The sequence below is a fragment of the Xanthomonas massiliensis genome, assembly GCF_900018785.1.
GTDB classification, from domain to species: Bacteria; Pseudomonadota; Gammaproteobacteria; order Xanthomonadales; family Xanthomonadaceae; genus Xanthomonas_B; species Xanthomonas_B massiliensis.
Genome location: NZ_FCOY01000006.1, coordinates 627,281 through 639,918, shown reverse-complemented (window position 1 = coordinate 639,918; position 12,638 = coordinate 627,281). Strand labels below are relative to the sequence as shown.

Annotated in this window: 12 protein-coding genes and 2 pseudogenes; 5 read left to right on the top strand and 9 right to left on the bottom strand. The window is 71.5% G+C overall.

All coding sequences use genetic code 11. The features are described from left to right. The first annotated feature begins 61 nt into the window (after positions 1-61). Positions 62-1,048 (top strand): acetyl-CoA carboxylase carboxyltransferase subunit alpha, encoded by a 987-nt coding sequence (locus tag BN3794_RS05900; protein ID WP_066094736.1) that lies wholly within the window; start codon positions 62-64, stop codon positions 1,046-1,048. 858 nt (positions 1,049-1,906) lie between these two features. Here the strand turns inward: BN3794_RS05900 and BN3794_RS05895 are convergent. From BN3794_RS05895 to BN3794_RS05880, 4 genes are all read right to left on the bottom strand, one after another. Next, positions 1,907-2,245, bottom strand: a complete 339-nt coding sequence (locus BN3794_RS05895; protein ID WP_066094733.1) for a hypothetical protein — start codon at positions 2,243-2,245, stop codon at positions 1,907-1,909. Further along, on the bottom strand, positions 2,242-2,652 hold the full coding sequence (locus BN3794_RS05890; RefSeq protein WP_066094730.1) for a YbaN family protein: 411 nt from the start codon (positions 2,650-2,652) through the stop codon (positions 2,242-2,244). The genes BN3794_RS05895 and BN3794_RS05890 overlap by 4 nt, the downstream gene beginning before the upstream one ends. 270 nt (positions 2,653-2,922) lie before the next feature. Then, positions 2,923-3,531 carry a biliverdin-producing heme oxygenase gene (locus BN3794_RS05885; RefSeq protein ID WP_425476696.1) on the bottom strand — a complete coding sequence of 203 codons (609 nt, stop codon included), beginning with the start codon at positions 3,529-3,531 and terminating at the stop codon, positions 2,923-2,925. A 1,079-nt stretch (positions 3,532-4,610) separates the two neighbouring features. Further along, positions 4,611-5,063: a CopD family protein gene (locus tag BN3794_RS05880; protein ID WP_066094727.1), complete on the bottom strand. Its 453-nt coding sequence runs from the start codon at positions 5,061-5,063 to the stop codon at positions 4,611-4,613. Between the two features lie 63 nt (positions 5,064-5,126). Between BN3794_RS05880 and BN3794_RS05875 the strand changes: the two genes are divergently transcribed. Beyond that, positions 5,127-5,723, top strand: a complete 597-nt coding sequence (locus BN3794_RS05875) for a class I SAM-dependent DNA methyltransferase (protein WP_066094723.1) — start codon at positions 5,127-5,129, stop codon at positions 5,721-5,723. Positions 5,724-5,757: 34 nt separating this feature from the next. Then, a complete protein-coding gene (locus BN3794_RS05870; protein WP_187128040.1) occupies positions 5,758-7,095 on the top strand; it encodes a polyhydroxyalkanoate depolymerase in 1,338 nt (445 codons plus the stop codon). A gap of 9 nt (positions 7,096-7,104) precedes the next feature. Here the strand turns inward: BN3794_RS05870 and BN3794_RS17040 are convergent. The 3 genes and pseudogenes from BN3794_RS17040 to BN3794_RS05860 form a co-directional block, all read right to left on the bottom strand. Beyond that, a pseudogene (locus BN3794_RS17040) lies at positions 7,105-7,215 on the bottom strand (sensor domain-containing protein); the annotation flags it as partial. Then, positions 7,192-7,935: pseudogene (locus BN3794_RS05865) on the bottom strand (sensor domain-containing protein); the annotation flags it as partial. The pseudogenes BN3794_RS17040 and BN3794_RS05865, both read right to left, overlap by 24 nt. A gap of 92 nt (positions 7,936-8,027) precedes the next feature. After that, on the bottom strand, positions 8,028-8,393 hold the full coding sequence (locus BN3794_RS05860) for a PadR family transcriptional regulator (protein WP_066094714.1): 366 nt from the start codon (positions 8,391-8,393) through the stop codon (positions 8,028-8,030). 130 nt (positions 8,394-8,523) lie between these two features. On the opposite strand from BN3794_RS05860, the gene BN3794_RS05855 reads away from it, so the two are divergent. Beyond that, positions 8,524-9,462 (top strand): peptidylprolyl isomerase, encoded by a 939-nt coding sequence (locus BN3794_RS05855; protein WP_066094711.1) that lies wholly within the window; start codon positions 8,524-8,526, stop codon positions 9,460-9,462. 6 nt (positions 9,463-9,468) lie between these two features. Here the strand turns inward: BN3794_RS05855 and BN3794_RS05850 are convergent, their stop codons facing one another. Next, entirely contained in the window at positions 9,469-10,350 is an 882-nt protein-coding gene (locus BN3794_RS05850; protein ID WP_066094709.1) for a DMT family transporter, read from the bottom strand. 177 nt (positions 10,351-10,527) lie between these two features. Here BN3794_RS05850 and BN3794_RS05845 point away from each other — a divergent pair, with 177 nt between their 5' ends. Continuing rightward, positions 10,528-11,514, top strand: a complete 987-nt coding sequence (locus tag BN3794_RS05845) for a LysR substrate-binding domain-containing protein (protein ID WP_066094706.1) — start codon at positions 10,528-10,530, stop codon at positions 11,512-11,514. A gap of 4 nt (positions 11,515-11,518) precedes the next feature. Here the strand turns inward: BN3794_RS05845 and BN3794_RS05840 are convergent, their stop codons facing one another. Then, entirely contained in the window at positions 11,519-12,637 is a 1,119-nt protein-coding gene (locus BN3794_RS05840) for an NADH:flavin oxidoreductase (RefSeq protein WP_201455258.1), read from the bottom strand. Between the last annotated feature and the right edge of the window lies 1 nt (position 12,638).

The window sequence follows — 12,638 nt, the reverse complement described above, 5'->3', positions numbered from 1 at the left end:
GTACGGGGCGGCGGCGGAGGTTCGGCTACACTTCCCCACTTTGGTTCAACACGGCCCAGCGATGAATCCGAACTACCTCGACTTCGAACAGCCGATCGCCGACCTGGAGGCCAAGATCCAGGAGCTGCGCAGTGCCAGCACCGGCCCGGCGGTCAACGTCGACACCGAGGTCAGGACGCTGGAGGAGAAGCTGCGCAAGCGCACCGCGCAGATCTTCCGCGACCTCACGCCCTGGCAGGTCTCGCAACTGGCGCGCCATCCGCAGCGCCCCTACACCCTGGACTACCTGCGGGTGATGTGCGACGAGTTCCAGGAGCTGGCCGGCGACCGCGCCTATGCCGACGACAAGGCCATCGTCGGCGGCCTGGCCCGCATCAGCGGCCGCCCGGTGGTGGTGGTCGGCCACCAGAAGGGACGCGACACCAAGGAGAAGATCCGCCGCAACTTCGGCATGCCCAAGCCCGAGGGCTACCGCAAGGCGCTGCGGCTGATGAAGCTGGCCGAGCGCTTCCGCCTGCCGCTGCTGACCTTCATCGACACTGCCGGCGCCTGGCCGGGCATCGATGCCGAGGAGCGTGGCCAATCCGAGGCGATCGCGCGCAACCTGATCGAAATGGCCGAGCTGAAGATCCCGGTGATCTGCACCGTGATCGGCGAGGGCGGCTCCGGCGGCGCCCTGGCGATCGGCGTCGGCGACCGCACCCTGATGCTCGAATACAGCACCTATTCGGTGATCACCCCGGAAGGCTGCGCCTCGATCCTGTGGAAGACCGCCGACAAGGCCAAGGACGCCGCCGAGCAGCTCGGCATCACCGCCCGCCGCCTGAAGGACCTGGGCCTGGTCGACAAGGTGGTACGCGAGCCCACCGGCGGTGCCCACCGCAACCCCACGCAGATGGCCCGGCGCCTGAAGACCGTACTGCTCAACGAGCTGGATGCCCTGGCCGGCCAGCCTGCCGAGGCGCTGGTGCAACACCGCTACGAGCGCCTGCGCGGCTACGGCGCCTACGAGATCCTGCCGGTACCGCCGGCCGCGAGCGCAGGCTGAAGCGGTAGCCGTCGCTGTCGGGGCGTTCCCACCGCGAACGCCCCATTCCTCCCCGATCCGCACGTCCGCTGGCGCCGGCGCCCGGCGCGGCGGCGCATCGCACCGGATGCCATCGCTCACGGGAGGCGGCAAGCGGGCGGGCTACCGCCGGCCGCGAGCCCAGGCTGAAGCGATGGCCGTTCCTGTCGGGCCGTGTTCCCACCGGGAACGCCCCATTCCTCCTCGATATGGACGTCCGCAGGCGCCGTCGCCCGGCCGCGGCGGTGCATCGCACCGGATGCCGTTGCTCACGGAAGGCGGCAAGCGGCCGGGCTACCGCCGGCCGCGAGCGCAGGCTGAAGCGATGGCCGTTCCTGTCGGGGCGTTCCCACCGGGAACGCCCCATTCCTCCTCGATCTGCACGTCCGCCGGGCGCACGGCGCGGCGGTGCGGCGGCGCATCGCACCGGACGCCGTTACTCACGGAAGGCAGCAAGCGGGCGGACGAGTCTTCCCTGGCCTCCAGCAGCTGACTTCCGGCGCGGCCTGCGGGTCACGTCGGCGGGCCGCTGCGCCGATCCGCCCTTCCCGCGGGAATGCCCGCTTGCGGCAGCCACGCGCTGGAACGAGCAGGTTTCCTGCTCCCTGGCCGTCGCCCGGAATGGGACCGGACCTCGAAGCGGAGGGATCGCTACCAGCGCGTCGCGTACGGCAAGCACCCGCTTCCCGCGCCACGCCTGGCCGGACGAATGCCCGGGACCGCGTAGCCGCCCGGATGACGATCGAGGCGGCGGTCTCCTGATCCAGCGACATCCCCACGCCAATCGCGCGGGAAACGGGATCCGGAAAAAGCGGAACCGCCGATGCCGGAGCGGCACGCTCAGGCGTCGTCCGTCTCCGGAAAAGGACGAGCCGAAGCGGCACTGTCAAACCTGCCCGCGCCGGGTTCTTCGTTCGCCACCAGCAATCCGGCCGCGGTGAAGGCGGCCAGGACGCGCTGCGAGGTGATCAGCGAGATCGCATGGCCGCGCTGCGCCGCCGCCCGATGCAGGACGCGGCCATCGAGCCCGGAACCGGCATCCAGCAGCGACGGCAACAGGCGCAGGGCGATCAGCCGTGCCGAGGTCACCCGCAGGCCGGCATTGCGCAACACCTGCGCATGCGAACAGGGTGCCGGCCGATCCGCAGGCAGCGGCCAGGAAGGATGCGGCCCGCTCATGGTTCCGGGCGCCGCCACAGCCAGACCGCCACGCATGCCATGCAGGCGACGATGATCGCCACGCTCGGCCGGTGCGGGATGGTCGCGACCGCGATGACGGCGGCCAGGGTCATCGATGCCGTCGCCGCCCACTTGGCCCGGCGCGGCAGCATGCCGGCCTGCCAGTGCCGCAGCAGCGGACCGAAGACGCGGTGGCGCAGGATCCACGCATGCAGCCGCGGCGAGCTGCGTGCCGCGGCCCAGGCCGCCAGCAGCACGAACTCGGTGGTCGGCAGGCCGGGCGTGACCACGCCCACGAACGCCAGGCCCAGGCTCAGCACCGCCAGCACCCGCAGCAGGTGGCGACGCCATCCGTGCAACGGGGGCGGCACGGAGGCGGGCAGCGGTGGGGCTTCGTCCTGGTCCATCAGGGCACGATCCCGCAGCCGAGTCGGTCTGCCGTGGCCGGGGCCCGCACGCACCGGCGTATGCGCGCCCGCCCTGCAACCAGCCCCATGCCCGCTGCACGCGCAGTGGCTTGGAACGATGCACGCGGACGTCGCGACCGGGCCGCCGCGCCGCTGGGGCAGGACTGGCCCGCCGCAGGCGCCAGGCCGCCGTGGCACGAGGTTGCCCGGTGCCGGACGGGGACGCCCGGCATTGGCCATACCTTCGCGGCAACGACCGGTTCCATGCGCTCAGGCCAGGGCGAATTCCTGGGCGACGTAGCCGTGCACGGTGGCGAACGCCTCCTCGGCCGCGCGGATCGTCTCCGCCTCCTGGCCCGGGGACAGGCGCACCTCATCCAGCGCGCCGGTGAACTCGCGCCAATGCCGGGCCACGCCGTCGGGATGGGTGGCCAGGTGGCGCGCACCGAACCCGCCATCCAGGCCGAGCCGCTGCACCGCCAGCTTGTACAGGATGCTGCCGCCGACATTGGAGCCCTCGGCCACATACAGCCATCCCAGCGCGGTCGGCAGCGCGATGCCGGCGGCCACGCGCGGTGCATCGTCCGCCGCCGGCAGCGACTGACCGAGATCGTCCAGGTCATGGGCGATCTTCGGCAGGCGGCGGCGACCGGTCAGGTCGGGCAGCAACGCCGCCAGTTCCGGGCTGGCATACAGCGCGTCGATGTCGCGATGGAAGCGGTACTGCACGCGCAGGAACTTCGCGAAGTTCTCGCGGCTAGCGAAGATGTCGCCGGCCATGATGGTCTTGTCCAGGACGTCGTGGGTGGCGCGGGTGGCCGCCTTCAGCCTCTGGCTGCGGCGCTCTTCGAGGGAGGTTTCGATATCGGTCATGGTCATGGTGGTTCGTTCGTCGGATGGAGCGGGCGTCACGCCGGCGCCCTCCGGGGACATCCCGATCGGCAGTCGCCGGGTCCGCGATGCCATGCCGGCCGGGGGATGGCATGACGATCGTGGCGTCGGTACGCGGGTCGGCGGGCCCTGCGGCGGGCGACCGGCCCCGCGCTCGGCGGATGGACCTGATCCGGCAGGCGTCGGAATCCTTCAACAAAATGAGAATGTATCTCATTAGATGTTGTGCCCGATGACGAAAAATTGCAATCCGTCTCCGGCACGCAAGGTCACCGCCGACACCCGGTGCCGGGAATCGCGATCGAAGCGGGGTTCCGCCCCGGCATGCGTGCCGGCACCGGCGGTGCGGTCCTCGAGCGATCGGCCTTGGGGCGATCCCAGATGCACGCGACGCCCAGCGGCAGCGGCCATGGATCCGCATTACCCGGGCCAACGCAGGCCGGGGCTCGAACGGTGCGGACCGTTGCTGTGCACCAGCGGCGCCGGCCGCATGGCGCAGGCCCAGGGGCGTTCCGGGCGACCGCCTTCGCTGCCCGTGGATCCCACCGGACAGGCAGCTGGAACCGGAGCGCGATCCACGAGGCGCATCCGGCGCGGCGTGCCGGGGATTTGCTGTATCGCCATCGGGAATATCGCCACCGGGACGGGGCGTGTATCCCCGGCGTGCACGGTCGCACCCATCTCACCGTCCGTGACCCCGCAGCTGGCATTGCCGGAGCACCGGTAGTGATGCCGGCTCCCCAGAACCGGCGACCTCGGCGGCAGTCGCCGGAGAATGTCATTGCCTCCCCGACGACACGCCGCCGACCTCTACCGCCAGACCGAGGCAACGGTGGCGCTCGCGCGCTGCGCCCGCCGCTGCCGCCGCGCCGGCCAACGGTGCTGGGCAAGGCCGGATCCGCATCCGGGCAACGCGGACGTGCCGGGGCGCCGGCGGGCCCGTCGCCGCGAACCCGGCGAATCGATGCGGCACCTCCGGCACCGCTGCGCGGCCACGCATCCGCCACGCACCGGCGCCGTTGCCGGCTCAGAACGGCTCAGAACGGCTCAGAACGGCTCAGAACGGCTCAGAACGGCTTCATGATCACCAGCCACACCACCACGATCAACAGCAGCACCGGCAGTTCGTTGAACACCCGCAGCGCCCACTCCGGCGGCAGCGCGCGGCCCTTGTCCACGCCCTTGAGCCAGCGCCCGGCGATGATGTAGTCCGCCAGCATCAGCACGACCAGCAGCAGCTTGGCATGCATCCAGCCGGTGCCCGGGCCGACCATGGTCGGGAAGTCCGGCAGCACGCGGTAGCCCAGCCACAATGTCAGGCCGCACAGGAACGCCAGCCCGAACATGATGTGGCCGAAGCGGTACAGCCGCCGCCCCATCAGCACCAGGCGCGCCTGCACCTCGGCCGCGCCGCCGGCCTGGACGAGGTTGATCAGGATGCGCGGCAGGTAGAACACCGCCGCCACCCATGCCATCACGAACACCAGGTGGAAGGTCTTGATCCACAGGTACAGGGTCATGGGCGCTGCCGCTCCGTCACATTAGGATGGGCGCCATTCTCGCCCGAGCCGTGCCGCCCGTACATGGACAAGACCTACGACGCCGCCTATTTCCGCCACTGGTACCGCGACTCCGGGCTCGGCGATGCCGCGCGCCTGCGGCGCAAGGTCGCACTCGCGGTGGCGATGGCCGAGTACTGGCTGCAGCGCCCGCTGCGCACCGTGCTGGACGTGGGCTGCGGCGAGGGCGCGTGGCGCGCGCCGCTGCTCGCGTTGCGCCCGCGCGCGAAGTACCTGGGCTTCGACAGCAGCGAATATGCCATTGCCCGCTACGGGCGCCACCGCAACCTGCACCCGGCGCGGCTGGGCGACTTCGCCTGGCTGCGCCCGTGCGCCCCGGTGGACCTGCTGGTGTGCGCGGACGTGCTGCACTACGTGCCCGGCGCCGAGCTGCGCCGGGCCCTGCCCGGGCTGGCCGAACTGTGCGGCGGGGTCGCGTTCCTGGAGACCTTCGCCGAGGAAGACGCCTTCGTCGGCGACCATGCCGGTTTCCAGCACCGCTCCGCGACGTGGTACCGGCGCCGGTTCGCCGCCGCCGGCTTCACCGGCGTCGGCACGCATTTCTGGCTGGGCCCGACCCTGGGCGGCGAGGCGGCCGAACTGGAACGCGCGGCACACTAGTCCCCATTAAGGTGCAAATGCACCATGTTCGGCTATGCTGCGCCACAGCATCGCGTCTCCAAGGAACGGCTCCATGCTCTACCAGCTCCACGAGCTGACCCGCACGCTGATGGCGCCGTGGGTGCACCAGGCCCAGGCCAATGCCCGCATCTTCGCCGACCCCAACAGCTGGTGGTCCACGCTGCCGGGCGCCGAGCGCATCGCCGCCGGCAGCGAGCTGCTGCACCGCCTAGGCAAGGACTACGAGAAGCCCGCCTGGGCCCTGGACGACGTGGAGGTGGACGGCAACCCGCTGCCGGTGATCGAGCAGGTGGTGCTGGCCAAGCCGTTCTGCCGGCTGCTGCGGTTCAAGCGCTTCAGCGACGACGCCGCCACCGTGGCCCGGCTCAAGCAGCAACCGGCCGTGCTGGTGGTGGCGCCGCTGTCGGGGCATCACGCCACCCTGCTGCGCGACACCGTGGGCACGCTGCTGCGCGACCACAAGGTCTACGTCACCGACTGGATCGACGCGCGCATGGTCCCAGAACGGGAAGGCCCGTTCGGCCTGGAGGACTACATCGCCTACGTGCGCGAATTCATCCGCCTGGTCGGCGCGCAGCAGCCGCAGGTGCACGTGGTCAGCGTGTGCCAGCCGACGGTGCCGGTGCTGGCCGCGGTATCGCTGATGGCCGCCGCGGGCGAGCGCACGCCGGCCTCGCTGGTGATGATGGGCGGGCCGATCGATGCGCGCCGCAGCCCCACCGCGGTCAACAACCTGGCGACCGAGAACCCGCTGTCCTGGTTCGAGAACAACCTCATCCACGCCGTGCCGCTGCCCTACCCCGGCCATGGCCGGCAGGTGTACCCCGGCTTCCTGCAGCACGCCGGCTTCCTGTCGATGAATCCCAGCCGCCACCTGAAATCGCACTGGGACTTCTACACCGACCTGGTCCGCGGCGACCTGGAAGACGCGCAGGCGCACCGCCACTTCTACGACGAGTACAACGCGGTGCTGGACATGCCGGCGCAGTACTACCTGGACACCATCCGCGTGGTGTTCCAGGACTTCCTGCTGCCGCGCGGCAGGTGGGACGTGGGCGGCGAGCGGGTGCGCCCGGCGGCGATCCGCGACAGCGCCCTGCTCAGCATCGAGGGCGAGCTGGACGACATCGCCGGCCTCGGCCAGACCGAGGCGGTGCATGCGCTGTGCAGCGGCGTACCGGAGGCCCTGCACCGCCATATCGTGGTCGAGGGCGCCGGCCACTACGGCATCTTCAGCGGCCGGCGCTGGCGCGAGGGGGTCTACCCGCAGGTGCGCGAGTTCATCGCCTCGCGCCACGTCGCCCCGGCCAGGAAGCCGCGTGCCCGGCGCATCCCGCGCCCGACCGCCTGAGGCGGCCGCTCAGGCCCGTGACTCGCCCAGCTGCACCAGCAGCTGCTTGGCCAGCAGGCCGTGCAGGTGGCCGATGCCGCGCACCAGGTGCAAGGTGGCGAACAGCAGGATCACCCCGGCGATCGGCGTCAACACCGCCAGCGCCGGCATCGTGGCCAGCAGGTCGACGTCGTCGTGCCAGAAGCCGAAAACGTGGCTGCCCAGCAGGCTCAGCGGCGACAGGATGAAAGCGATCGATATCGACAGCAGCGTCACCGCGATGGTGAAGTAGGCGATCCCCAGCGGCAGCATCAGCAGGAAATACAGCAGCGTGCTCCAGGTCCGCGGATCGGTGAAGATCGCGCCGATGCGCGCCAGCCAGGGTCGCTCGCGTTCGGTGTAGACCGGCCGGCGCGGCATGCGCACGCCCAGCAGGGCCTCGACGATGCGTCCTTCCACCAGCGCCAGCAGCCGGGTGGAACCCAGGAACAGTACCAGCAGCGGCACGCCGATGATCAGCACCAGCAGCGGCAGCGAGAGGCTGGCCCCGGTCACCACCCAGGTGAAGTAGAAGATGCCGGTGGCCAGCGACAACAGCATGTAGAACAGCGCGCCGTAGGTGCGCGGATCGGCGGCCACGCCGAAGAACTTGCCCAGCACCGATTGCCGGCGCGGCGGCAGCGGCGGGCGCAGCGCGCGCGTCACCGTCACCTCGGTCTGGCGGTAGATGTCGGCCACCTCTTCCGGCGCGCCGTAGCTGCCGGCCACCGCGGCGATCACCTCGGCCTCGCTCCTGCCGGCCTGTTCGGCCAGTTCGGAGCGCAGGTATTCCTCGGCGTCGTACATCGCGTCCTGGATCATCGCCGGATCGGCACCGGCCAGCGCCTGGCGCAGCTGCGCCAGGTATTCGGGGATGGAGGTCGGCAACGGCCGGCCTGCGCTTGCTTCGGTATTCATTCGGGTACTCCCTGCAGGACGGAATCGACGGAATCGCGGGTGGCGCGCCAGGCGGCAATCCATTGCCGCAATGCCTGGCGCCCTTCATCGGTGATGCGGTAGTAGCGACGCGGCGGCCCGGACAGCGAGGGCTCGACATGGCTGAGCAGCAGGCCGGCGCCTTCCAGGTTGCGCAGCACCGGGTACAGCGCGCTCTGCTTGCCGCTCAGCACGCCCTCGCCCACCCGCTCCAGGCGCTTGGCGATCAGGTAGCCGTACAGCGGCTCGCCGGCCTGCGCCAGCACCGCCAGCAGTGCCAGCGACACGGTGCCGGCGCTGAGCTCCTTCTGGAACTTGCGCAGCTGGATGTCGTCCTCGCCCATGCCTGTCCTCCTCGTCGAGGACACACTATTGCGAAGTTCGGTATAGCGGATGTGCCGATAGTCACTGCGACTGGCGCCAGCCCCGGCCGAACCGCCAGAATCGCCCGTCCCTCCCTGCCCCGGAACGCCGATGACGCCCCGTGCCGCCCTGCTAGCCCTGGCCCTGCTGCCGCTGCTGTCCGCCACCGCCCAGGCCGCCGTGCCGGCCCGGCCCTACCGCAGCCCGCAGCAGATCATCGACGCCGCACCGGCATCCGCCTGGCGCACTCCGGACCCGGCCAACCTGCTGTACCTGGACCTGGACACGCCGGCGGGCACCGGCGGCCGGGTCATCATCGAACTGGCCCCGCAATTCGCGCCCGCCCATGCCGGCAACATCCGCACGCTGGCGCGCGAGGGCTTCTGGGACGGCACCAGCATCTACCGCGCGCAGGACAACTTCGTGGTCCAGTTCGGCGACGCCGACGGCGAGGATCCGGCCAAGGCCAAGCCGCTGGGCAGCGCCAGGACCCACCTGCCCGCCGAGTTCCACCGGCCCGCCGCCGGCCTGGCGTTCGACCGCCTGCCCGACAGCGACGGCTGGGCGCCGCAGGTCGGCTTCGTCGACGGCTTCGCCGCCGCGCGCGACCCGAAGGCCGGCACCGCCTGGCTGGCGCACTGCTACGGCACCGTCGGCGCCGGCCGCAACAACGCCGACGACAGCAGCATCGGCGCCGAGCTGTACGTGGTCATCGGCCAGTCGCCGCGGCAGCTGGACGACAACATCACCGTGGTCGGCCGCGTCCTGCAGGGCATGGAGCTACTGAGCACGATCCGACGCGGCCCGCCGCCGATGGGCTTCTACGACGACCCGGCCGAGCGCACGCCGATCAGGTCGATCCGCCTGGCCAGCGAGGTCCCCGTCGCCGAGCGCACGCCGCTGCAGGTGCTGCGTACCGACACCCCGGCCTTCCGCGACGCCGTCGAGGCGCGGCGCAACCGGGTGGACGACTTCTACAAGCGCCCGGCCGGCCACATCGACCTGTGCAACGTGCCGGTGCCGGTGCGGAGCACCCCGGCCGCCGGCTGAGCCGGCTCAGCGGGCCTTCTGGCTGAAGGCCACGCTGCCCAGGATCAGCACGCCGGCCAGCAGCATCGTCCAGGTCAGCGGCTCGCCCAGGATCGCCCAGGCCAGCAGCGCGCCGAACACCGGGATCAGGTAGGTCACCGTGGACGCGCGCGCCGGACCGATGCGCTGGATCAGCCGGTAGTACACCAGGTAGGCCAGCCCGGTGCAGACCACCCCGAGCGCGGCGGCGCTGCCCCAGGCGGCGGCCGACGGCGGCGTGGCCGGCCAGTGCGTGAACGCCAGCGGTGCCAGCAGCAACGCGCTGCAGCCCAGCGTGGCCGCGGCCGAACCGGCGGCGGGCAGGTCGGCCAGGTGGCGTTTCACCAGGTTGTAGCCGATGCCGTACAGCAGCGAAGCGGTGGCACCGGCGAAGGCGGCCGGACCGACGCTCAGTCCGGACGACTTCCCGGTGGCCAGCACCAGCACGCCGACGAAGCCGACCAGCAGCGCGACCGCGCGGCGCATGCCGATCCGCTCGCCGAAGAACACGAACGCGACCAGCGCGGTGAACAGCACCGTCATCGCGTTGGTGATCGCGCCGATGGCCGCCGGCGCACGCTGCGCGCCCCAGGCGAACAGCAGGAACGGCAGTGCCGAGTTGATCACGCCGATCGCCGCCAGCGCCGGCCAGCGCCGCGGCGGGAACCGGGCACGCGCGAGCCACAGCCACGGCATCAGTACCAGCGCGCCCAGGGCCAGCCGCACCTCCACCAGCGCATATGGCCCGAACTGCGGCGCGGCCACGCGCATGAACAGGAACGAGCAGCCCCAGACGATGCCGAGCGCGCCCAGTTCCAGGCAGGTGCGCCAGTCGCGCGCGGCCGCGGCCGGTGCCGACGAGGCGCTCACGACCGCACCCCGGCAGCAGGAAAACGCAAGCGGGTACGCGTGTGCATGGGACGGCAGGCGAGGAACGAAGACATGGCATCGGCACGCGGGAGAAGGAGGGCGCCCAGCATCCGGCCGGTGGCCGGGCACGACAAGCGCGTAGTATCGCGGCAAGCCACAAATCCGGTTCATGCCTCGATGTCCCTGCGCCCGACCCTGCTGCCCGCGCTGGGCGTGTTCGCCGCCGCCGCGCGCCACCAGAATTTCGCCCGTGCCGCCGAGGAACTGCACCTCACCGCCAGCGCGGTCAGCCATCACGTGCGCAAGCTGGAAAGCGCCCTGGGCGTACGCCTGTTCCAGCGCCATGCGCGCGGCGTGCTGCTGACCCCGCAGGGGCGCCAGCTTGCCGACGCGGCCAACGGCGCCATGGGCGACATCGCCTCGGTCGCCGACGACCTGCAGGCCGTGCCCGCCGGCCTCACCCTGCGGGTGAGCACCCTGCATTCGCTCGCCTACTGCTGGCTGCTGCCGCGGCTGCCACGCTTCTGCCGGGCCCATCCCGGCATCCGCATCGAGCTGGAGACCTCACACACGCTGGTGCACTTCGACGAGGACGGCCCGGACCTGGCGATCCGCCACGGCCTGGGCCACTGGCCCGGGCTGAACGTCGTGCCGCTGATGGAGGACGAGATGTTCCCGGTGGCCTCGCCGGCGCTGCCGGGCGTGTCCGGCCTCCGCGATGTCCGCGACATCCCGCGCCTGCCGCTGATCGAGGACATGTGCGAACAGGGCTGGCGCGACTGGTTCCGCCATGCCGGCCTGCGCGGCCAGCGGCTCGGCGCGATGCACAGCTTCAACGACAGCACCGAGGCGATGCGCGCCGCCGTGTACGGCCTCGGCGCGGTGCTGGCACGCAAGCACATCGCCCTGCCCTATCTGCACCGCCACGAACTGGTACGCCTGCCCGGTCCGGTGATGAAGGCACGCTTCGGCTACTACATCGTGCACTCGGCGCATCGCGCGCCGAGCCCGGCCGCGCGGCTGTTCATCGACTGGCTGCATCGCCAGGCGCTGGACGAGCGCCCCCCGGTCCCGGCGCAGCCAGCGGCGTTGCCCGGCCGCGACGCGCCCGACGCACCACGCCGGCGGCCCCGCCGGCGCTCGCCGGCCGCGCAGGCGGTCTGACCGTTCAGACCAGCGTGGCCAGCGCCGAACGGTCGAAGTCGTGCAGGTCGGCGGTATCGCCGTCGCGAACCTTGGTGACCCAGTGCGGATCGGCCAGGATCGCCCGGCCCACCGCGATCAGGTCGAATTCCTCGCGCTCCATGCGCCGCACCAGCTCGTCCAGCCCGACCGCGTGCGAATGCTCGCCGGCGAAGGCGCCGAGGAAATCGCCCGACAGGCCCACCGAGCCGACCGAGATGGTCGGCGCGCCGGTGAGCTTCTTCGCCCAGCCGGCGAAATTCAGGCCCTGCTCGCCGTCGACCTGCGGGAACTCCGGCTCCCAGAAGCGGCGCTGCGAGCAGTGCAGGATGTCGGCACCGGCCTCCACCAGCGGCACCAGCCACTGCGCCATCTCCTCGGGCGTGGCGGCGAGCTTGGCCTTGTAGTCCTGCTGCTTCCACTGGCTCACCCGCAAAAGGATCGGGAAATCCGGCCCCACCGCCGCGCGCACCGCCTTCAGTACCTCGGCGGCGAAGCGCGCGCGTTCGCGCAGCGTCGCCCCGCCCCAGGCGTCGGTGCGGCGGTTGGTCACCGCCCAGAAGAACTGGTCGATCAGGTAGCCGTGTGCGCCGTGGATCTCGGCCACGTCGAAGCCGAGCCGCCGCGCATCGGCGGCGGCGCGGGCAAAGGCGGCGATGGTGTCGGCGATGTCTTCCTCGCTCATCGCCACGCCGTTCGGATCGTCCGGGCCGTTGATGCCCGACGGGCTTTCCACCGGCACCGGCGGCGCCCAGCCGCTGTTGCCGCGGGTGGCGCCGGTATGCCACAGCTGCGGGCCCATGCGGCCGCCGGCAGCATGCACCGCCTCGATCACCCGCTGCCAGCCGGCCAGCGCGGCCTGCCCGTGGAAGAACGGGATGTCGGGCTCGTTGCGCGAGGCCGGACGGTCGATCACCGTCCCCTCGGACAGGATCAGGCCGACGCCGTCCTCGGCGCGGCGGCGGTAGTACGCGGCCACGTTCGCGCCCGGCACGCCCCCGGGCGAGAAGCAGCGCGTCATCGGCGCCATCACGATGCGGTTGGGCAGCGCCAGCGACTTGTGGCGGAACGGGCGGAACAGGATGTCTGATACGGATGCGGACACG